The 20,233-nt window shown below is 41.6% G+C and carries 20 protein-coding genes; 6 read left to right on the forward strand and 14 right to left on the reverse strand.

The features are described 5' to 3' along the window. Window positions 1-143 precede the first annotated feature (143 nt). From IEV39_RS04600 to IEV39_RS04610, 3 genes are all read left to right on the forward strand, one after another. The gene (locus tag IEV39_RS04600) at window positions 144-605 is read left to right on the forward strand and encodes a hypothetical protein (protein WP_032873215.1); all 462 of its coding nucleotides are present in this window, start codon (window positions 144-146) and stop codon (window positions 603-605) included. A 1,182-nt stretch (window positions 606-1,787) separates the two neighbouring features. Then, entirely contained in the window at window positions 1,788-2,477 is a 690-nt protein-coding gene (locus IEV39_RS04605) for a YccT family protein (protein ID WP_005286151.1), read from the forward strand. Window positions 2,478-2,538: 61 nt separating this feature from the next. After that, window positions 2,539-3,072, forward strand: coding sequence for a GNAT family N-acetyltransferase (locus IEV39_RS04610; protein ID WP_005286149.1), 534 nt, complete (start codon window positions 2,539-2,541; stop codon window positions 3,070-3,072). Between the two features lie 48 nt (window positions 3,073-3,120). Here IEV39_RS04610 and IEV39_RS04615 read toward each other — a convergent pair whose 3' ends face one another. The 11 genes from IEV39_RS04615 to IEV39_RS04665 form a co-directional block, all read right to left on the reverse strand. After that, the gene (locus IEV39_RS04615) at window positions 3,121-4,773 is read right to left on the reverse strand and encodes a PepSY-associated TM helix domain-containing protein (RefSeq protein WP_005286146.1); all 1,653 of its coding nucleotides are present in this window, start codon (window positions 4,771-4,773) and stop codon (window positions 3,121-3,123) included. Window positions 4,774-4,775: 2 nt separating this feature from the next. After that, window positions 4,776-5,063, reverse strand: a complete 288-nt coding sequence (locus tag IEV39_RS04620) for a hypothetical protein (protein ID WP_005286141.1) — start codon at window positions 5,061-5,063, stop codon at window positions 4,776-4,778. 1 nt (window position 5,064) lies between these two features. Beyond that, window positions 5,065-5,322 carry a hypothetical protein gene (locus tag IEV39_RS04625; protein WP_005286138.1) on the reverse strand — a complete coding sequence of 86 codons (258 nt, stop codon included), beginning with the start codon at window positions 5,320-5,322 and terminating at the stop codon, window positions 5,065-5,067. Between the two features lie 202 nt (window positions 5,323-5,524). Next, window positions 5,525-5,821, reverse strand: a complete 297-nt coding sequence (locus tag IEV39_RS04630) for a cyd operon YbgE family protein (RefSeq protein ID WP_005230738.1) — start codon at window positions 5,819-5,821, stop codon at window positions 5,525-5,527. Between the two features lie 4 nt (window positions 5,822-5,825). After that, window positions 5,826-5,927: a cytochrome bd-I oxidase subunit CydX gene (gene cydX / locus IEV39_RS04635; RefSeq protein ID WP_000270276.1), complete on the reverse strand. Its 102-nt coding sequence runs from the start codon at window positions 5,925-5,927 to the stop codon at window positions 5,826-5,828. Between the two features lie 14 nt (window positions 5,928-5,941). Continuing rightward, window positions 5,942-7,087, reverse strand: coding sequence for a cytochrome d ubiquinol oxidase subunit II (gene cydB / locus IEV39_RS04640; RefSeq protein ID WP_005286132.1), 1,146 nt, complete (start codon window positions 7,085-7,087; stop codon window positions 5,942-5,944). Beyond that, entirely contained in the window at window positions 7,084-8,661 is a 1,578-nt protein-coding gene (locus IEV39_RS04645; protein ID WP_005230736.1) for a cytochrome ubiquinol oxidase subunit I, read from the reverse strand. Before IEV39_RS04645 ends, cydB begins: the two co-directional genes overlap by 4 nt. After that, window positions 8,661-8,852: a cytochrome oxidase putative small subunit CydP gene (cydP, locus tag IEV39_RS04650; protein ID WP_004806751.1), complete on the reverse strand. Its 192-nt coding sequence runs from the start codon at window positions 8,850-8,852 to the stop codon at window positions 8,661-8,663. The genes IEV39_RS04645 and cydP overlap by 1 nt, the downstream gene beginning before the upstream one ends. 553 nt (window positions 8,853-9,405) lie before the next feature. Continuing rightward, on the reverse strand, window positions 9,406-10,017 hold the full coding sequence (locus IEV39_RS04655) for an OB-fold-containig protein (protein ID WP_005230735.1): 612 nt from the start codon (window positions 10,015-10,017) through the stop codon (window positions 9,406-9,408). Window positions 10,018-10,039: 22 nt separating this feature from the next. Beyond that, a complete protein-coding gene (locus tag IEV39_RS04660) occupies window positions 10,040-10,345 on the reverse strand; it encodes a Rieske (2Fe-2S) protein (protein ID WP_104021878.1) in 306 nt (101 codons plus the stop codon). A gap of 16 nt (window positions 10,346-10,361) precedes the next feature. Continuing rightward, window positions 10,362-11,375 (reverse strand): adenosine kinase, encoded by a 1,014-nt coding sequence (locus IEV39_RS04665; RefSeq protein ID WP_005286128.1) that lies wholly within the window; start codon window positions 11,373-11,375, stop codon window positions 10,362-10,364. A 430-nt stretch (window positions 11,376-11,805) separates the two neighbouring features. Here IEV39_RS04665 and IEV39_RS04670 point away from each other — a divergent pair, with 430 nt between their 5' ends. Genes IEV39_RS04670 through IEV39_RS04680 form a run of 3 tightly spaced genes read left to right on the forward strand, consistent with a single transcriptional unit; the run spans window position 11,806 to window position 16,460 of the window. Next, the gene (locus IEV39_RS04670) at window positions 11,806-14,745 is read left to right on the forward strand and encodes an insulinase family protein (RefSeq protein ID WP_005286124.1); all 2,940 of its coding nucleotides are present in this window, start codon (window positions 11,806-11,808) and stop codon (window positions 14,743-14,745) included. A 20-nt stretch (window positions 14,746-14,765) separates the two neighbouring features. After that, window positions 14,766-15,932 (forward strand): phospholipase A, encoded by a 1,167-nt coding sequence (locus tag IEV39_RS04675; protein ID WP_005286121.1) that lies wholly within the window; start codon window positions 14,766-14,768, stop codon window positions 15,930-15,932. Continuing rightward, a complete protein-coding gene (locus IEV39_RS04680) occupies window positions 15,933-16,460 on the forward strand; it encodes a cysteine peptidase family C39 domain-containing protein (protein WP_005286118.1) in 528 nt (175 codons plus the stop codon). It begins immediately after the preceding gene. Here IEV39_RS04680 and IEV39_RS04685 read toward each other — a convergent pair. From IEV39_RS04685 to ilvA, 3 genes are all read right to left on the reverse strand, one after another. Continuing rightward, a complete protein-coding gene (locus tag IEV39_RS04685) occupies window positions 16,448-17,785 on the reverse strand; it encodes a TrkH family potassium uptake protein (RefSeq protein WP_005230730.1) in 1,338 nt (445 codons plus the stop codon). The two genes, IEV39_RS04680 and IEV39_RS04685, sit on opposite strands and share 13 nt — an antisense overlap. A 1-nt stretch (window position 17,786) precedes the next feature. Further along, on the reverse strand, window positions 17,787-18,437 hold the full coding sequence (locus tag IEV39_RS04690; protein WP_005286116.1) for a potassium channel family protein: 651 nt from the start codon (window positions 18,435-18,437) through the stop codon (window positions 17,787-17,789). A gap of 155 nt (window positions 18,438-18,592) precedes the next feature. After that, window positions 18,593-20,131, reverse strand: a complete 1,539-nt coding sequence (gene ilvA / locus IEV39_RS04695) for a threonine ammonia-lyase, biosynthetic (RefSeq protein ID WP_005286113.1) — start codon at window positions 20,129-20,131, stop codon at window positions 18,593-18,595. Window positions 20,132-20,233 lie beyond the last annotated feature (102 nt).

A 20,233-nucleotide genomic window follows, 5' to 3' on the forward strand; every position in this document is an offset into this window, starting at 1 on the left:
AAGTCCTGCTCATTTTTATAACTGGTTATGATTTGTGTATTTAATTATAAGTTTTTGTTTTATAATGCTAAATTTGAAATAATTATGTGAAAAGTGTAAAATATACACTTGTCTTTATTTGTTTTTTTAACGGGTGGCTTTTTTTGAAAAAAATACTAATTCTTTCTATAAGTACGGTTGCTTCTGGTTCGGTGTTCAGTGCTGATGATTTATTGGCTAAACCTCAGTCTATATTGGTGTTGCAGAAGGAGGATACCCAATTGGAGCTCAAAAACGATCAGCAGGTCGATTTTTTTGAGTCATTTAAACAGCAAGAACAGGATCAGATCAATCAACGCATTCAAGATTTAGAGAGTTTACAGGAAATTCAAGCAAATACCGCTAACATGAGTCCGCATGATAGAGCCCAGTATTATCTGGAGCATAGACATTATGGGGCTTTAGATGCGCATGGAAATGGTCAACAACTCAGTTCATTAGAAAAAGCCCGTAATAGAGGAGTAATTTCAAATCGGGACTATCAACAGAAAATTGTAAAATACAATCCTTCGCCTATAGCCCATCGAAGCGACCAGTTTAAATTAACGATTCCGATCGGAGAGTAAAAAGTTCCCTGTGTCTTAAAAGATGGGGTAGACAGTTTATTGAACTACCCACATCTTTGCTCTCTAAGAAGCGAACTCTCATGTCGTAGAGTTAGAGTATCGCTATTTTTATAGGCGGGTTAATGTATTATTGATAAATAAGCTGATGAAAAGATCATTCGTATGCGTGGCTGAGATCGTTGAGAATCAAGTTTGCATAGGTGAAATTATTTTATAAAAGCAGTTCAGGTGAGCTGAAGGTTGAACAATTATTTTTTACTGTTTGGTATAAAAATAGGTTAAAAATCTAACTTTTTGTGCTACTTTAATTTACTTTTCAAGGGGTTGAAAAGTATGAATATTATCAAATTTTTAAAAAGCTTTAATACAACGGGATTTTATCTAACACTGGCAAGTATTGTGTTGCTGATGTTGATTGTATATTTTTATTTTATTAACCCCAATTAACTATCAAAGTCTGTCTTTAGCCACCTGTGGGTGGTTTTTTATGCTGGATATTTTTTGATTTAGATATAATTACACAGTTTTATTTACCTATTGGCAACAATTGAAACATTCTAATTACAAACTTATTGTAAAGCGTTACATCTAATCTGATATAAAAATTTTAATAAAAAGAGGTTGATAATTATGAATATTTTTAAGTTTTTAAAAAGCTTTAATACGGTAGATTTCTATTTGGTGGTTGCAAGCATTATGCTCGCAGTACTGATATGTTTATTTTATATTGTAAGCCCGAATTGAGATGAGGCTTAATCTGGCAAAAGTGATGTCTGGCGTTTTTAGACGCCCACATTGCAAGGTTGATCCTGTTGATGAGATATGATGATGTAAAAGGCTTGAAATATTTTTTCGCTCACATTCATAACAATAGAACAAAGCTTATTGGAATAAACCTTTAATCGCCATGATACTTGTTTAAACTATAGCAAAATCAAAGGCTAGGTAACTTATGTGAAAAATTGCAGAAAGATTTTGTAGGCATTTTTAAATCATGTAATATTTCTCTTTATAAATAATAGCTTAAATCTATTTATTGACTTATGTTGATTTTGTGCTGTAGATATCTGAAAAAAAGCTAAATTGTTGCAATAGACAGTTTTAATTTTTGTCATAAAATCGTCATAATCGCATTGCATAGTGCATACGGTTTCATAAATTGTTTATAACGAGAAGAGTCTAATGTCTTTAAGAGTTGGTGTTGCTGCTTTAGGGTTATTATCAAGTAGTTTAGTTTTTTCAGCAGTCACAATCACTGCACCTGAAGAAATCGTGATTCTTGCTGTAAATGGTCAGGAAGTAAACAATGGGTTAATTCCTTCGAAGAAAAATAATTATCAGGTCGATCCTGGTAATTTGCTGGTCAATGTGCGTTATCGTGAATATTTCGAGCATTTGAATGGTGAGCATGACATCGTTAAATCCGGTGTGGTCACGCTTCAGGCAGCTAATTTGCAGGATAATCAGTCTTATAGTCTGGCGCTTGTAAATGCACCAAAAGACTTTGATGCTGCCAAAAAATATGCTGATCAACCCACAGTTGCTTTATATGACCAAAACAAAAAACTTGTAGTACAACAAACCGGTGCGAACAATGAAGCGCAACCTTGGTTTACAGGAAATAATTTCCTAAGCCGGACCCTAGATTTAACTCAAAAAAATAAAAACAATACTGTAAACCAGCCAGCACCTGTTTATTCAGGAGCTACCTCACAAGCAGCGGTTGCCGCATCTGCGCCAGTTGCGGTCACAACGACAGCCCCAACGGGAACAGCAAAGACGACCGATCAGCAAATGGCAGATTTATGGCAAAAGGCATCTAAGGCTGAACGTCAAAAATTCATGGCATGGTTAGCTGGTCAAAGCAACTAAATTTCATATCAATAAAAAGGCCGATGATCTCATCGGCTTTTTATGCTTAGGAAGAATAACAATGAGCTTGAATATCCGAAAAGTGAAGAGTGGTGATTTACAGCCATTGGTTCATCTGATTAATACTGCTTATCGCACTCAAACAGGAAGAAGTTGGACATCAGAAAAGCAGTGGGTGCAAGGCAACCGTATCACAGAAGAACAGTTAGCAGATGACTTGCAGCAACCTTATTTTGAGTTATTGGTGGGGATTCAGGATGATGAGAAAATTATTGCTTGTATTGGATTAACTTCTTATGGGGATAAAATGGAAATTGGGACTTTTGCAATATCACCAGCTGTTCAGAATCAAGGTTATGGTCGCCAATTACTCGAGTATGCTGAGCACTATGTGAAACAATATCATCCAGTTATTCATACTTTAGTGATGTACGTTTTGGATGTTCGCACAGAATTACTAGCTTATTACCAGCGTTGTGGATATCAACTTACAGGACAGGTGGCATCATATCCTCTAGAAGCCAATGTTGGTCTACCATTAATACCTATTCAGTTGTTAGAAATGAAAAAAGATCTCTCAAAACAAATACCTTGATTGATATGAGTATCATCAGGGTACTTTTGATCATAGATATCAAGAAGGCTAATTCTCGGTCAGAACTGCCTGATCCAATTTTTGAATAGACCAGATCGAACCATTTGGTGCACTTTGTGCTCGATCTCTTGCTTGTTGGTAAAAGCGTAAAAACAGTAAAGAGAAGCATATCGCAACAATATCTATCCAGATTAAATATCCTGTTGAATACCATAACCCTTGAATAGGAAATAGGTAAGCGAGAATAGAGGTGGATGGAATCAGCAATAAAATTACCGCAATGGCAAAGAAGAGTTGAGCTAATGCTTTGGCTGCGCCAATAAGAAAACTGTATAAAATGCAAGCAATAAATACAAAATAGTAGCTATACATAAATACATGGTTATGACTTTGTAATTGCATTGGAATGACGTAGGCCCATCGTCCAGCCAGCATGCTCACACATATTGCCAGTATACAGCCTAGACACGCACCGATCGTAAGATTAGCAATAAACATCACATCCTTACGTTGTTGTGGAGCGGGCAGATTAGGATTTTTCTGTTTCCTTAAGCGCGTTTCAATCCATAGGATATTGCCAGAATAAAATAAATAAGCCCCACCTAAACCGAAGATTAAATAAATCCAGCGAATAGGTTCGCCACCATAATTGCCAAAGTGCAGTGCGAACATAGAACGGATCAGTGACGCAGCCGGGCTTTCTTCTGTTGAGAGGGTTTTAGTTGGATATGGTGAATCTTGATAAGGATTAAAATTCATATAATCAAAAGTATCACCTCGTAGCATGCGATCCGGATGATACAGTGCAACGAATGCAGAGGCCCGTTCAGGATGATTCAGCTGGTTGAAACGGATACCATCAATGCGATAATTAGGGGCAGCTTTCTGTATATTCTGCAAAATCTTTTCTACATCGAGCTGTGGAGCTGGATCAACAATTTTTACCGCAGGCGGTCGTTCAAAAAGTGGTTTGTCTTTTGAGACCAGCTGGCTAAGTGCACTATAGAAAATATCATGAAAGGCAAAAACAACGACGGTAACACTGATAATGATATGAAAAGGTAAGCTGGTGATGCCAATGACATTATGGGTGTCTAACCAAAAACGTTTCTTATTTTTACCTGGGCGGATCGCAAAATAATCTTTGATCAATGTCGGCAATAACACGATCAGACCGGACATGATTGCAAGAAAGTAGAGAACTGCAACTACACCCATCACCATAACACCCGCAGTATGATGTCCCATCATGCCGGGAATACCTGCAGTTTCATGAAGTTGTTCAATCAGCCAACCTAATTTAGATACATTCTCTTGTTGTGCAATCAACTGACCATTGGCATCGAGTGTTGCCAACATACTGGTTTGAGCGATATCAACTCCATGATGATCTTCCGCTGGCTCATGTGCTGCTTGCCATTGAATCGGCGCATTATGTCCTTCTGGTGAGCCAAAACTCAGGGTAAAGGCTTGCTTTGTCTCTGGATATTGTGCCTGTACCTGTGCAACGAGCTGGTTATATTGGTTAGGTTGAATGGCCGCTAGTTTTTGTTGAGGAGGCGTTGCCCATTGGCTCAGCTGGTGCTGGAACATGGTTAGTCCACCGGCAAAAAAGCAGATGAAGAGAAGAATACCGGCACTGACTCCGACCCATGTATGAAGATTTTTACCTGTTTTAATGATATCTGCGCGAACTTTCATTTTTAACCTCTCAACCAGAACAACAGGGCATAAGCAAGCACATTCGCAATGCTGAAAATCACAATACTTTGCCAACCTTTCGGGATGAAATAGGCCATAAAGAAACTAAATAGCCAGAACCACGGGATCGACCACATACCTAACTGAGGGGCTAGGGAAGAATCTGTATGAGATTTACTGAGTAGAACAATGATTGCACCGATCGCCATCGCAAAGCTCAAGCCAAGAAAACAACCCGTAAGCGTTTTTGTCCACCAGTCTGGTTGAAGTTTTTGTTTGAGTAGATTCATTTCACTTCGACCTTCTCATGAGCATCAGCAGAGGTGCGAACGACCAGACCAGTGTCGCAATTGCAAGCCAGATCAAGATTGCCACGAGTAAAGGCAACGCATAAAGCAACATGCTTAAACCGAGCAATAAACCGATGAGGGCTATATAAAAAGAATAACGACCCAGTTGGGTTTTTAAGAAAATCTGATTGGGATGGCTGAGATAAAGACCCAGACAAGATAGAAGCGAAATTATGATTCCGAGTAGTTTTAAAGACATAGGTAAAATCTGCAAATAGGAATGATAATAATTATTATTTAAATTTTAGCAGAATTAGAGCCAATATAGAAATTTATTAAGATCGTACTAGCAAAGAGCAATTTATCAGGCTACTTCATAAGAATTTTATTTACGGTCTAAATTAAAAAAGGCCACCAGATCTGGCAGCCTTTTTTTAAAAGATACAGCAATGGAAAATAACTTACTGGCCTAACCAGATAAAGTACCCGAGAATCATCAAAGGCCAGGCGATATAAGGGCTAAATAACCATTTCCATAACCAGAATCTTGGCACAAATCCAACCCCGTGCACGAAGCCACCGGAGATTCCAATCATCACCAGCATCAGCAGGCTATGATTATAGTGTCCGTTAGCATCCAGCATCAGTGATGGATGGACCAGTAAAATAGCAGCAAGGGGCAATGCCAACAAAAACGAAATGGTCATTGCAAGCACTTGCGCTTTACGATTCTTCGGTGTTGTCATTGCTTCAGCCATTTTATTATTCCTCATCTAAATTTTGATGGTGTTCGATATACAGTGCACTGAGCACACCTGCAAAACATGCCATCAAAATGCCTAGAATCCATGCAAAATACCACATGTCACATCTCCTGATTAGTACAAACTATGTGAGTTTTCTTCAATATGTTTGTTGGTGATGACGCCCCACATTTTGTAATACGACCAAGAGGTATAGATCAAAATGAGAGGTACGAAGATACATGCAGCAACCGTCATTACCCCGAGGGTTTTATGACTGGAAACAGCATCCCACATGGTCAAGCTTGATGTTGGATCAATGCTTGATGGTAACAAGAACGGAAATAATGCAAAACCGGCAGTCAGGATTGCACCGACAATCATTAAGCTTGTGCCTGTAAAACTTGCAGCCGCTTTATGTTTGCCTGCACTAATGATGACCAATAGCGCACCTAAAATTGCAACAATAGGTGCAGCCATCGTAATCGGATAAGTGGCATAGTTATTGAACCAACCATGATTGGCATTGGTCACCACTTCTTTGGCAAGCGGATTCAGCGCAGCATTGGTATTCACCGCAGTCGCATAGCTATAACCAGAGATATTGCCGAAGAATAACCAAGCACCCGCAGCCAAGAAGCATACAAGGAAAGCAATTGCCATGATTTGTGTTGCCTTGGCAGAACGATTATGTAAATCGCCATCGGTACGTAGCATCAACCAGGCGCCACCGTGTGCACACAGCATCGATAAGCTGACAATACCGCAAATCAGTGCAAAGGGATTTAATAGGGCAAAAAAGCTACCTGTATATTGTGAACGTAAGGTGTCATCCAGGCTGAAGGGTACACCGAGGAACAGGTTGCCGAATGCCACACCAAACACCAGTGCAGGCACTGCACCACCGATACATAGCCCCCAATCCCAAGAAGTACGCCATTGGGTATTCTCTAATTTAGAGCGATAGTCGAAGCCGACAGGTCGCAGGAACAGGGCAAATAAAACCAGAAGCAAGGCCCAGTACATGCCGGAGAAGGCAACGGCATAAACCATTGGCCAGGCTGCAAATAAAGCACCACCAGCGGTAATGAACCAGACCTGGTTACCATCCCAGTGCGGTGCAATCGTATTGATTGCAGCACGGCGTTCAGAATCGGTTTTACCTACGAATGGCATGAGTGCCATTGAGCCCATATCGAAACCGTCGGTGAGGGCAAAGCCAATCAGCAGAACACCAACCAGTACCCACCAGATAATTTTTAGGAGTTCATATTCGATCATGACTGAGCCTCCCCAGCTTTTGCTTCGAGTTTTTCGAAGTGATATTTACCTGTATGTAACGAACTTGGACCTAAACGCGCAAATTTGATCATTAAGTACATTTCGATAATCAGCAGTACGGTATAGAACGCAGCCAGCGCAATAATTGAACCCCATACATCGCCTGTACTGATACTTGAAGCAGACAGGTGTGTTGGTAAGATTTCACCAATCGACCACGGTTGACGACCGCCTTCAGCTACATACCAACCTGTTTGAGCTGCAATCCATGGGAGCGGGAGAGCAAACAAAGCAAATTTGAGTAACCAAGGTTTATCTTCGGCATTCCGTTTTGCCACGGACCAGGTTGCTAAAAGGAAGAGCAATAACATCAGGAAGCCAGAAGCCACCATCGCACGGAAGGAGAAGAACAGAGCAGCGACATTTGGAATAGTATCTTTGGTCGCGGCTTGGATATGTTCTTCAGTTGCATCAACCACATTTGGAGAATATTTTTTCAAGAGTAGGCCATAACCTAAGTCTTTCTGATTTTTCTCAAATGAAGCCAATAAGTCAGGAGAACGGTCACCCGCACGCAGTTTTTCTAACTCGCTATAAGCCACCATACCGTTACGGATACGCACTTCATGTTCTTTCATCAAGTCACGTAAACCAGTCACTTCTTTGTCTGTAGAACGCGTAGCAATAATCCCCATCACATAAGGAATTTTAATCGCATAATCGGTACGCATTTCCTGCTGATTTGGGAGACCAAATAAGGTAAATGCAGCAGGTGCCGGTTCGGTATGCCATTCAGCTTCGATTGCAGCAAGTTTGGTTTTTTGAACATCACCGAGTTCATAGCCTGATTCATCACCAAGCAATATTACAGAAAGTGTTGACGCTAAACCGAAGATGGCAGCAATCGCGAATGAACGACGTGCAAACGGTAAGTCACGTTTCTTTAATAGGTAGTAGCTCGAGATCGCAAGGACGAAGATCGCACCTGTGACATAACCCGCTGAAACGGTATGCACAAACTTCACCTGAGCAACCGGGTTGAAGATCAACGCACCGAAGTCCACCAATTCCATACGCATGGTTTCGTAGTTAAATGCAGCACCGACCGGGTTTTGCATCCAACCATTGGCGATCAGAATCCATAAGGCAGACATATTCGAACCAATTGCAACCAGCCAAGTCACACCTAAATGCTGGACTTTAGACAGGCGATCCCATCCAAAGAAGAACAAACCGATAAAGGTGGATTCAAGGAAGAAGGCCATCAAACCTTCAATGGCAAGCGGGGCACCGAAAATATCGCCGACATAGTGAGAATAATAGGCCCAGTTGGTCCCAAACTGGAATTCCATGGTCAGACCAGTGGTTACACCTAGGGCAAAGTTAATCCCGAAGAGTTTCCCCCAGAATTTGGTCATGTCCTTATAGATTTCCTTGCCAGAAATCACATAGGTGGTTTCCATAATGGCAAGGATAAAAGCCAGACCTAAAGTAAGAGGGACGAAAAGAAAGTGATACATTGCGGTCATTGCAAATTGGAACCGCGAAAGATCGACCACGCTTTCAGAAATCATCAACGTGTCTCCTGAGTTTTAGACATGTCACCAGCAATACGCTCGGCAACTTCATTGTTAAAATCTTTTGGAATCGTAGGGGCGTCAAACCAGATGTGTTTAATCACCAAGAGAAGTACAACTTTAATAATAAGAATAATCGTGATTTCTCGGATGAGCCGCCGATTTGGATCTTGAGAACTCGTGTTCATAGAACTTAGCCTCATACACATTTTAAAAGATGTAAAACATTATTAAATAAAAAGTATTAAAAATAAACCTTTAAGTATTTTAAAATAATTTATTTTAAATAGTATATTAAAAACAATAACTTATATTTATTTTTGATTAAAAATTAAAATATTTTATTTAACCGACTAAAATAATTGGAATTAACTTTTAAATCTGATTAAAACAGTTGTATTTATAATATTAAACCTGATTAAAAAGCTATGATTTAAAATAAATTAAATAAAAATTAAACCAACTAAAATAGTATGAATATAAAATATATAATATATACATAGGCTTATCATTTTAGTGATCAATTTAAAATATTTTTACGATCTCATTTTTATAAAACCTAGTATTTAGCTTGGATTTATTTGCAAAAATGTGATCAACATCACTTTTGTTTTTTTTGGATTTCTAGATCACGAATCATTTAAAAAAGGAAGGTACAAATCTAAACTTTTTATTGTGTACTTTTGTAACAATGTGTTTGGTTTGCGCTTAAAGTTCGTTTTAAACGTTATCGGGGGAGTTTTAGTCTGGAGTAAACAGATTATTGGAAAGCGAAATCTTCTTGGCAAGATAGTGCGAATTTGATTTTTGACTGATCAGCAACACTTGTGACTGCAATTCAAGTTCGCCGTATTCGGGTTCAACCTGTACATAATACAGTTGTCCGAATTCATCACGAACACGCGCCTGAGCTGAAAAACCTGGACGGGCATTACCTGTTGAGATCGTTGCGAGCCGGCCCACCAGATTGGTATGGGTATGGATGACTTTGGGTTTAATGACCTGATCCAGACAGTGAATCATAAACACGGTAAAGAAGATGTCGATGACCAGCGCAGGAACAAATAAATAATAGGGTGAAATAAAGTAATGTTGTAAGGCGAAGAACGACAGTTCCAGAAAATAGCCTGCAAAACTAAAGTTAATCAGTAAGAAAACAAAAATCAGGTATTTGGAAAACTTTACATCCAGCAAAGGTGAGTGCAGTAACCATTCCGGTGTCAGTTTCTTCACCAGATGACTTGGACGTAAACCAATAAAGATACCAATGGTTTCTGCAATGCTGAGCACAATCAAAGCCACGACGCTCATATGAAATGGCATCAGGTAGTAGTTGAGAAAAAACTCAGTCATTGCAGAATTCATGATTTAAGCATCAATCAATATAGATACCACCATCCGAGTGCACTTCCAGATTTACTTTTTCAAGAAATTCACCCAGACAGGGACCTGAAATACATTCACCTGTCTCGACAGAAAATAATGCACCGTGAGTAGAACACTGGATATATTCGCGATCCTGATCCAGAAACTGGTTTTCCAAAAACTCAAGTTCTGTTTGCAAATGCGGGCAAACATTCTGATAGGCATAAAAACTGCCATCTTTTTGAGTAATGAAAATGGTGGTCCCTTTCATCGTATCGTATGCACGAGACTCACGCTCCGGGACTTCTTCAGTCATGCAAATCTTTTCCATGTTAAGCACATTCCTGTTGAGCTTTTTTAAATTGTTCTAAAAGTTCTGCGTAGTTTTCGACACTTAGACGTGGACCAAATTGTGCTACAACTTCGCTAGAGATTAAAATAGCAAGTTGAGCGGCAGCTTCCAAGCTTAAACCTGCATTAATTGCATACAGGAACGCACCTGAGAATGCATCACCCGCGCCGTTAGTATCGACGGCTTCCACTGCACGGCCATTGACATGGAACTGATGGGCTGCATCTACAATCACTGCACCTTTGGCTCCTTGCGTGATCACAAGCTGCTGGTTTTTTAATTTCAGCATTTCGATTGCAGCTTCAAGATTTTCTGTCTCGGTGAACATCAGTGCTTCCTGTTCGTTACAGAACAGCAAGTCAACGCCATCATCGAGTAGTTCTTCCAGACCTGATCGTGCATATTGCACCATTGCAGGATCAGAAAGCGACAGGGCAATTTTAACACCGTGTGCTTTGGCCAGCGCGCGTGCCTGCTTTACGGCGATGCGTGCCGAATCACTGGTCGATAAATAACCTTCGATATATAACCATTTCGCTGTTTTTAACGGTTCAAAGTCAATCTGTTCAGCGGTCAGTTCAGCAGTAATACCGAGATAAGTTTGCATGGTGCGTTCAGAATCTGGGCTAATCAGTACCATACAAGTGCCTGTTACGCCTTCACTGATAGATTGGGTGGCTGTTTGGATACCTGCTTCGTTTAAACCGCTTAAATAGATTGAACCAAGGTCATCGTTACCGACACGGCAACCATAAAATGCAGTACCGCCTAAAGCACTAAAAGCAACGCTGGTGTTCGCTGCCGAACCGCCACTGGCTTGGCCTTTATAGCTTTGGGTCGCTTGTAATTTTTGATATAAATTTGCCTGTGTTTCGCCATCGGCTAAATGCATTGTGCCTTTTGGCAATCCTTGTTGCGTTAGAAACTCATTTGAAACCTTAAATTCCTGGTCAATGAGTGCATTACCAATTGCAAAAAGATCAACAGTTGCCATGTTTGTCATCACAGTAAAAATCAAAAAGCAAAGTTTACACCAATGCTCAGGATTACAATAGTTTGTTGAAGAAAATTCAGCAAATCGTGGCATTACAGTCAAATCAAGATAATCAGATGAGCAAGATTGGCTTCAAGAGAACCGATCTATCTTTCTAGGAGTAGAGCCAATCATAAATAATGGCTTATTTTGAGTGACTTAATCTATTCACAGATACTGCACCAGCCGCTGATTCCTATTAAAGTCAGGGTGATCAATCTGTTGGAATAGCACAGGGTAATTTCTAGAAGATTTTAGGAAATGCTGTTTTCGCTTAGGCGCTGCATTTTTCTACAAAAATAGAGTAATTTACATGGATATCGATACGTATTCTTCGGTAGACTCTCTATAATCAATCGTAATGATTTAATAGAGATAAATTGGAGATCACATGACTGTAGATGTTACTGAAAGCATTACCCAAACTATTCATCCCGCGTTTCAGCTATTACGTCAACACCATGTAGAAGCACTCGATATTCAAGTTTCAGAATATAAGCATAAAGTAACTGGTGCAGTTCACTATCATTTGGCCACCAATCACGATGAAAATGTATTCTTGGTGGCATTTAGAACCCAGCCTATGGATTCAAAAGGAACGGCACATATTTTAGAGCATACCGCATTATGTGGTTCCGAGAAGTTTCCGGTACGCGATCCGTTTTTCCTGATGATCCGTCGTTCGCTGAATACTTTCATGAATGCTTTTACTGCGGCAGACTGGACCGCTTATCCTTTTGCAACCCAAAACAAAAAAGATTTTCAAAACTTACTGTCTGTTTATTTAGATGCCGCTTTTGCTGCCAATCTGAACCCTTTAGACTTTGCTCAAGAAGGGATCCGCATCGAGCTTGAAAATGATCAGGCGGTTTACAAAGGTGTGGTCTTTAATGAAATGAAAGGCGCGATGAGCTCTCCAACCGATCAGCTCTATCATCAACTTGCGCACCATTTGTTCCCGGAAACAACTTATCACTATAACTCTGGTGGTGATCCGAAAGACATTCCAGATTTAAGCTATGAGCAACTGGTTGATTTCTATAAAACCCATTATCACCCAAGTAATGCCGTATTCATGACCTTTGGTAACCAAAGTGCATATGACCTGCAAGAACAGTTTGAGACGTTGGCATTACATAAATTTTCTCAAGGTACAACCTTATACTCAAAACCTGAGAAGCGTTTAACGGCTCCAGTCGAAGTAACTGAAAGCTATGCGGTTGATAGTGAAGACCTAAAAGATAAAACCTACCATGTGATGTCATGGTTGTTGCCTGAAACCAGTGATACCAAACTACGTCTAGGGATGCGTCTGGTTGAAGGGATTTTATTAGAAAATTCGGCTTCGCCATTACGTCACTATCTGGAAACCTGTGGTTATGCACAATCAACAGGTCCTTTAATGGGCGTTGATGACAGCAATTTTGAAATGACCTTCTATTGTGGTGTTCAAGGTTCAAATGCTGAACATGCAGAAACCTTTAAAAATGGCATTCTGGATATTCTGAAAGAGGTGGCTTCCAAGCCGGTTGATACTGATTTTGTCGATGCCATCCTGCATCAAATCGAATTACATCAACGTGAAATTAATGGTGATGGTACGCCGTATGGACTCAGCCTGATCTTAAATGGATTGGGCAGTGCCATTCACCATAGTGATCCGGTGCATGTCTGGGACGTGGATTCTGCGATTGAACAAGTCAAAGAAGAGTTGAAAGACCCGATGTGGTTATCAAACCTGATTCAAACGCACTTGCTGGATAATCTGCACCGTGTACAAATGACCTTGGTTCCGGATGCAACCAAATCGGTGAAAGAGCAACAGGCAGAACAGGCGCGACTGGCTGACATTACTGCAACTTTAACCGATGCACAGAAAGTCGAGATTGAAGAAAAAACCGCAGCATTAAAACAGCGTCAGGATACCCCCGATAATCTTGAGCTACTACCAAAAGTCGGTCTGGAAGATGTCCCGGCCGAGTTGCAGATCGTTCAAGGCCAGTTGCGTGAAATTATCTGTAATGGTCTGGATACCCCATTAAACCTATATCATGCGGGTACCAATGGGATTTACTATCAACAGGTATTGATTCAGATCCCGGATGAGATTGTTCAGTCACCTTACTTCAACTTGCTGTCTATCCTGATGGGTGAGGTCGGTGCTGGTGAATATGATTATCTTGAATTCCAGCAGATTCAGACAGCCGTCAGTGGCGGTTTGGGCATGGGCGCTTCTTTGCGCAGTAAGGTCGACGACAAAGACCGGATCAGTGCATGGCTCACTTTAACTACCAAATCGTTAACACAAAAACTGGATGCCATTCAATTATTGAAACTTGCTTTTGAGCAGCTCCGTTTTGATGAAAAAGATCGCATTATTGAATTATTACAGCAGCGTAAAACGCGTTGGCAGTCACGTTTGTCTGGTTCTGGTCATAGCTATGCGATGCAGGCTGCTTCTCGACAAATGAGTGCCTTGGCGCGCCGTGATTATCATAACACCGGCTTGGGTGCATTAAACTGGCTCAGTGACTTGGTGACCAAAATTGATCAGGATGATGCAGCTTATCAAGCATTGATTGGCGAGTTGCAGGCGATTCACCGCAAGTTACTACAAGCGCCTAAACAATTCCTATTGGTCTGTGAAGAACATCAATCAGACCGTTTGGTTGAAGAAGTGCAAAATGTCTGGGACAAACTGGCTGTTGATCAGGCACCTGTAAGTTTAACGGCAGTTGAACAGGTCAATACTTCAGACGATGAAGCCTGGTTGATTCAAGCCAATGTTCAATTCTGCGCGTCAGCCTATCAGGCTGTGGATGTTGCACACCCGGATGCTGCACCATTAATGGTGTTAGCTGCTTATTTACGCAATGGCTTCCTGCATAGTGCCATTCGTGAAAAAGGCGGTGCCTATGGCGGTGGTGCAAGCTATGATGGTAACGCATGTTCGTTCCGTTTCTATAGCTACCGTGATCCACGCTTAGCTGAAACGTTTAATGATTTTGAAGCCAGTGTGCAATGGTTAATCAATACCGAGCAACAGCCACATCAACTTGAAGAAGCGATTCTGGGCTTAGTTGCAAGTATGGATAAACCTGGTTCTCCGGCGGGTGAAGCAATTACGGCATGTTATGCATTGCTACATGCACGTACGCCAAAATTCCGCAAGATTTTGCGTGAACGTTTGTTAAATGTGAATCTGGATGATTTACAACGCGTTGCCAAACAGTACTTATTGGCTCAAAAACCTGTGAAAGCTGTGGTGGCGCCATTTGCGAAACGTGAAGAATTGCAGAAACTTGGGTTTAGCATCAAGCAAGTCAATTAAAAGAAAAATTGGAGAAATCTATGGCGTTCAAATCTTTTGAGCGTAGTTATCTGGAGCTAAGTGTCCTGACGATACTTGGCTTGACTACATCGCTGGCACACGCGGAAGCGACTGCACCTGCCAGTCCTGCAACCGCGGATGCGTGTGTGGCCTTGGCTTCAAATGCTGAGCGTCTGGCATGTTATGATGCACTTTTTAAGGCACCGGTGGTGATCCAGTCACAACTGCAGGCGCCAGAACCCGCGGTCGCTGTGGCGGCCGCACCAGCTGCAGCCAGTACGGTGAGAGCTCAACCTGAATCTTTAAAAGAAAAAGTGGTTCAGAAGGTGAGTGATCTGCATATTTTGGGCGCTGCGCCAAAGTTTGATCCGAATGTCTCTTTGCTGGATCGCCGTTGGGAACTCTCAGAAGACAGCAAGTTGGGTACATGGAATATCCGTGCCTATCAACCTGTGTATTTGTTGCCTGTATTCTGGACCAGCGACAAAAATGAATTTCCGAGTAGTCCAAATCCTGAAAATACGGTCAAAGACAAGCAAGAACTCACTTCGAGCGAAGCCAAGTTTCAGATCTCATTCAAGACCAAGGCCTGGGAAAATATCTTTGGCGATAATGGCGATCTCTGGTTAGGCTATACCCAGTCCTCACGTTGGCAAGTCTATAATTCGGATGAGTCGCGACCTTTCCGTGAGACCAATTACGAGCCTGAAGCCAGCTTGATGTTTAGAACCAATTATGAAATTTTGGGTCTGAATGCGCGCTTGCTTGGGGTGACCTTGAATCACCAGTCCAATGGCCGTTCTGATCCGTTATCGCGGAGCTGGAACCGTGTGATTTTTAATCTTGGTTTTGAAAAAGATAACTTTGCACTGATGTTGCGTCCTTGGTATCGCGTTGAAGAAGATGCTAAAGATGACAATAACCCGGATATTAAAGATTATATTGGTCGTGGCGATTTAACCGCATTTTACCGGAAGGGCGATAACGACTTTTCTCTGATGTTGCGTCACTCCTTAAAAGGTGGTGATCGTTCACACGGTGCGGTGCAGTTTGACTGGGCATTCCCGATCACAGGGAAGTTGCGTGGTCATTTGCAACTATTTGACGGTTATGGTGAAAGTCTGATTGATTACAACCATCGTGCAACCTATGCGGGCTTGGGTGTTTCTTTGATGAACTGGTATTAAATGAGTTTACATATTCCAGAACCCTTATTACAGCTTGAAGCAAATTGTGGGGTGTTTGCCCTATGGCTGATCTTAAAGCAATATCAAACTCATATTGATATTGCTGACCTGATCCAACTGTGTGGTCATGATCGTATAGATGGCACATTCACGATTGCGTTGGCTGTAGCTATGAAAAAATTAGATTATACCGTCTCTTTTTATAGTGCACCTGATCCCAATATCGATAAAAATGAAGAGCAGTATTATGTTGAGGCACAGCGTCTCGGTATTCCTGTTGAGGCTGCCTTAACATATGCTGAAATTCAGCATGCTTTTGAACGTGGTCATTTTGTGATTGTGTTTTACGACACCTTGCAAGGAGTGGGCAACCAGTCCTTGCTGTATTCAATTGATGAACAGGAAGTCAGTTTCTGTGATCATTTTGATGTGATGTCTAAAGCCGTATTCGAACAACAACGCCAAGCTGATGGCATCTGTCAGCAGGTGATCGTAATTGAGCAGCCTACTCATGCTTATCCAATCTGAATATTGGCATTGGCATGTTTTAAACGGCTCTTTTTCGGTGTTGCAATCAAATAGGCAAGGGTTAAAGGCCCCAATCGACCTGTAAACATCAATAGACTCAGTACAAACAAACTGCCGTCATGTAACTGGCTTGTGGCGCCACGTGATAAACCGACAGTACAGGCGGCAGAAACCACTTCAAACATCAGGTCCAGTACATCCAGTTTTGGTTCAAGCAAGAAAATGATAAAGCAACCTACAAACACCAGCATGCCTGTAATTGCCGTCACAGCAAGTGCTTTATAGGTTGTTTCTGCTGAAACGGAATGATTAAAGATCCGGATTTCTTCGTTACGCCGTAAAAAAGAAAGCACGCACAGCAACAGGATCACAAACGTACCGACTTTAATGCCACCTGCAGTACTCAGAGAGCCACCACCAATAAACATCAATAACATGGTCAGTAAGGCTGTACTATGTTCCATTGCGCCAGTATCGATGGTATTAAACCCAGAAGATCGGGGAACGGTGGCCTGAAACCAGGCATTCATGGCTTGTTCACCCAAGCTCATCGAGCCGAGTGTCAGCGGATTATTGGACTCTAATAACCAGATCAGGATAAACGCGACCAGATTCAGAATCGCGATGGTACTCAGGATCAGTTTGCTGTTTGGTGTCAGTTTGCTCCAGCGCTTATTCTGTTTAACATCAATTAAGACCAGAAAACCAATCCCGCCTAAGGTATACAGCAGGCTAATGGTTAAACAGATCAGGTAATGGCTCTGGAAATTAATCAGACTGTTGTCGAATAAGGAAAAGCCAGCATTATTAAAGGCAGACACGCTGTAAAAGATAGCGTAATAAAGCCCGCGGGCAAATCCGTACATTGGTGCAAACGAGGCGGTTAAAATCACAACACCAATCAACTCAAACAATAGGGTATATAACACTACGCCTTTGGCGACAAAAGTGACTTTAGACAGGCTGGTTTGGCCAAGGCTGTCCTGTGCCATCATTTGCTGTTTAAGACCAAGCTTCGGAGCCAGACTCAATGCGGCTAGAATGGCAAAGGTCATAAAACCCAAACCACCAGACTGAATCAATAACAGAATAATAAACTGCCCAAAATGATTGAATGACTCATTTAGATTCACTACGGACAAACCGGTAATGGTCACCGCTGATGTCGCAGTAAATAAGGCATCCATCCAGCTCACGTTGCCTTTGTTGGCAATCGGGAGTTTCAGTAATAATGTGCCAATGACAATAAAACTTAAAAAACCGATCGCCAGCAAAGAAGGTGGGCTCAGATTAAAAATTTTTTGGGAGTTTATTTTCAATGCCATGTTATGCAAAACATCCTGAAAGTTTTCTGAGGTGGCTAAGCGAGCCTTCCAAAATCAGTACATCATCTGTTTTTAAGGTGAAATTTGGATCAGTGTCATAAAAAATCTGTTGATCGCGTTTGAGTAATAACAGTTTGATATTGGGCTCTTGCTTCAAAATCCCTGATAAATTGACATTATTGAGCTTTTCATTGACTGGAACTTTGACAATATAATGATCGTCATCCAGTGCCATATAGCGGCTCACCATTGGATAGTTTAATGCCTGAGCAACACGAACCCCCATGTCTTCTTCTGGATGAATAATCTTACTGACATTTAAATGGGAAAGAATCGTATGATGGGCCTTGGTCTTGGCCTTCACCAGAATTTTCTCGACGCCTAAATTTTTCAGGTTGAGTACGCAAAGAATGCTGGCCTCAATATCTTCGCCAATGGCAACGACCACGGCATCGCAATTTTGTATATTCAGTTCTTCCAGAACATGCTCATCTGTAGCATCGGCAATCACTGCATGTGTAATACGATCTGCCAGATTTTCCACATTGCGCTTGATGGTATCGATCCCGATGACATCATGTTTCAGTTGGGTGAGTTCTAACGCAACAGTTGCCCCAAAACTGCCTAAACCAATGACTGCAAACTGTGCCATAACTGTCCTTAACTAAATGATAAAAATGTCTTTTTGTTCATTTTAAAATGGAATGGTTTTCCGTTTGTAATGATTTTGTGTTGTTGTCGCGCAACCCATCAACAGAGACGAAAAAATAAAGCCGACATCAAGCCGGCTTTAAGTCATTAAATTGCTTATTTAAGGAAGCGTTGATAACCAATATTGTTACTGATTTCGGCATATGGATAAGTGATCTGTTCCAGTGTTTCAATCAGACCATCGGGATTCTGTTTGGCATCCGTGGCTTCCAGACCGACCAGTACGCGACCTTCTGCTGCACCGTGATTACGGTAATGGAACAGGGTGATGTTATGGGTTGGGCCTAAACGTTCAAGGAAGGTGAGTAGTGCACCTGGACGTTCCGGGAACTCAACACGGAACAAACGCTCATTTTCAATATTGGCATGACCGCCAATCAGATAACGGATATGCAGTTTTGCCACTTCATCATCAGACAGATCATCGACCTCATATTGCTGTTTCAACATCTCATGAATTTCATGGCGTTCGGTTTCGCCACCTTTGAGGCTGATGCCGACAAAGACTTGCGCCAGATTGCTTGAGCTCGCGCGATAGTTAAACTCAGTAATGTTACGACCTTGCAATGCGCGACAGAAGTTGAGGAATGCACCTTTTTGTTCAGGAATCGTCACGGCATAAATTGCTTCACGGCGTTCACCTAGCTCGGTACGTTCTGCGATATAACGTAAACGATCAAAGTTCATGTTGGCGCCACATACAATCGAGACCATGTTTTTATCAGTCAATTGATGCTCTGCAACATATTTCTTGATGCCAGCCAAGGCCATTGCACCGGACGGTTCGACAATACTACGATTTTCATCATAGGTATCTTTAATGGCAGCACAGATTTCATCTGTATCAACCGTTACGATATCAGGTTCAACGATTGGGCCTGAATTATCCGATTTACGTAAACGGATCACATCAAAAGGTAATTCACCAATTTGAGCGACCGCTGTACCGTCAGCAAATAGACCTACATGCGGCAATACCACGCGTTCATTGGATTCGAGTGCCGCTTTTAAACATGCTGATTCTTCGTATTCAACACCAATTACTTTGACATGTGGTGCGACTTCACCGAGATAGGCCGCAACGCCCGCAATGAGTCCGCCACCACCAACAGCAACGAAAACATATTCAACATCACGCCATTGGCGCAGTAATTCATTGGCAATTGTGCCTTGACCGGCAATCACCAGCTCATCGTCATAAGGCGGAATGAAAACCAGTCCTTCATCTTCCGCACGTTGTTTTGCATATTTATTGGCAACATCAAAGCTATCGCCGTATAACACCACTTGACCGCCCAAGCGTTTAACAGCCTGGACTTTAATATCAGGTGTCGTGCTTGGCATAACGATAATCGCAGGAATACCTAATTTTTTTCCAGACAATGCCACGCCTTGCGCATGGTTACCTGCGGATGCACAAATAACACCACGATCAAGCTGGTCTTTAGGAAGCTGGCTGATACGGTTATAAGCACCGCGGAGTTTGAAAGAGAACACAGGTTGTAAATCTTCACGCTTAAATCGAATGTTATTATTAATTTTTTGACTAATTCGTGGAGCTGCTTCAAGCGGTGTTTCAATTGCAACATCATAAACCGTTGCTTGTAAAATTTGTCGTACCACACGAGACAGCATGTTCTTCTTCCCTATAACAGTTTAAAATAGACGATCATTGTAGCAAACCCCTGTGCATTTGCGCTGTTTTCTTGCAGCAAATGTCAAAATAGTTGAGTGAAG

The organism is Acinetobacter courvalinii (genome assembly GCF_014635545.1).
Classification (GTDB): Bacteria; Pseudomonadota; Gammaproteobacteria; order Pseudomonadales; family Moraxellaceae; genus Acinetobacter; species Acinetobacter courvalinii.

Excerpts from the sequence above, each read along its gene's own strand:
- IEV39_RS04605 (WP_005286151.1), top strand. The coding sequence starts at position 1,788 with ATGTCTTTAAGAGTTGGTGTTGCTGCTTTAGGGTTATTATCAAGTAGT.
- IEV39_RS04610 (WP_005286149.1), top strand. The coding sequence starts at position 2,539 with ATGAGCTTGAATATCCGAAAAGTGAAGAGTGGTGATTTACAGCCATTG.
- IEV39_RS04615 (WP_005286146.1), bottom strand. The coding sequence starts at position 4,773 with ATGAAAGTTCGCGCAGATATCATTAAAACAGGTAAAAATCTTCATACA.
- IEV39_RS04620 (WP_005286141.1), bottom strand. The coding sequence starts at position 5,063 with ATGAATCTACTCAAACAAAAACTTCAACCAGACTGGTGGACAAAAACG.
- IEV39_RS04625 (WP_005286138.1), bottom strand. The coding sequence starts at position 5,322 with ATGTCTTTAAAACTACTCGGAATCATAATTTCGCTTCTATCTTGTCTG.
- IEV39_RS04630 (WP_005230738.1), bottom strand. The coding sequence starts at position 5,821 with ATGGCTGAAGCAATGACAACACCGAAGAATCGTAAAGCGCAAGTGCTT.
- cydX (WP_000270276.1), bottom strand. The coding sequence starts at position 5,927 with ATGTGGTATTTTGCATGGATTCTAGGCATTTTGATGGCATGTTTTGCA.
- cydB (WP_005286132.1), bottom strand. The coding sequence starts at position 7,087 with ATGATCGAATATGAACTCCTAAAAATTATCTGGTGGGTACTGGTTGGT.
- IEV39_RS04645 (WP_005230736.1), bottom strand. The coding sequence starts at position 8,661 with ATGATTTCTGAAAGCGTGGTCGATCTTTCGCGGTTCCAATTTGCAATG.
- cydP (WP_004806751.1), bottom strand. The coding sequence starts at position 8,852 with ATGAACACGAGTTCTCAAGATCCAAATCGGCGGCTCATCCGAGAAATC.
- IEV39_RS04655 (WP_005230735.1), bottom strand. The coding sequence starts at position 10,017 with ATGACTGAGTTTTTTCTCAACTACTACCTGATGCCATTTCATATGAGC.
- IEV39_RS04660 (WP_104021878.1), bottom strand. The coding sequence starts at position 10,345 with ATGACTGAAGAAGTCCCGGAGCGTGAGTCTCGTGCATACGATACGATG.
- IEV39_RS04665 (WP_005286128.1), bottom strand. The coding sequence starts at position 11,375 with ATGGCAACTGTTGATCTTTTTGCAATTGGTAATGCACTCATTGACCAG.
- IEV39_RS04670 (WP_005286124.1), top strand. The coding sequence starts at position 11,806 with ATGACTGTAGATGTTACTGAAAGCATTACCCAAACTATTCATCCCGCG.
- IEV39_RS04675 (WP_005286121.1), top strand. The coding sequence starts at position 14,766 with ATGGCGTTCAAATCTTTTGAGCGTAGTTATCTGGAGCTAAGTGTCCTG.
- IEV39_RS04680 (WP_005286118.1), top strand. The coding sequence starts at position 15,933 with ATGAGTTTACATATTCCAGAACCCTTATTACAGCTTGAAGCAAATTGT.
- IEV39_RS04685 (WP_005230730.1), bottom strand. The coding sequence starts at position 17,785 with ATGGCATTGAAAATAAACTCCCAAAAAATTTTTAATCTGAGCCCACCT.
- IEV39_RS04690 (WP_005286116.1), bottom strand. The coding sequence starts at position 18,437 with ATGGCACAGTTTGCAGTCATTGGTTTAGGCAGTTTTGGGGCAACTGTT.
- ilvA (WP_005286113.1), bottom strand. The coding sequence starts at position 20,131 with ATGCTGTCTCGTGTGGTACGACAAATTTTACAAGCAACGGTTTATGAT.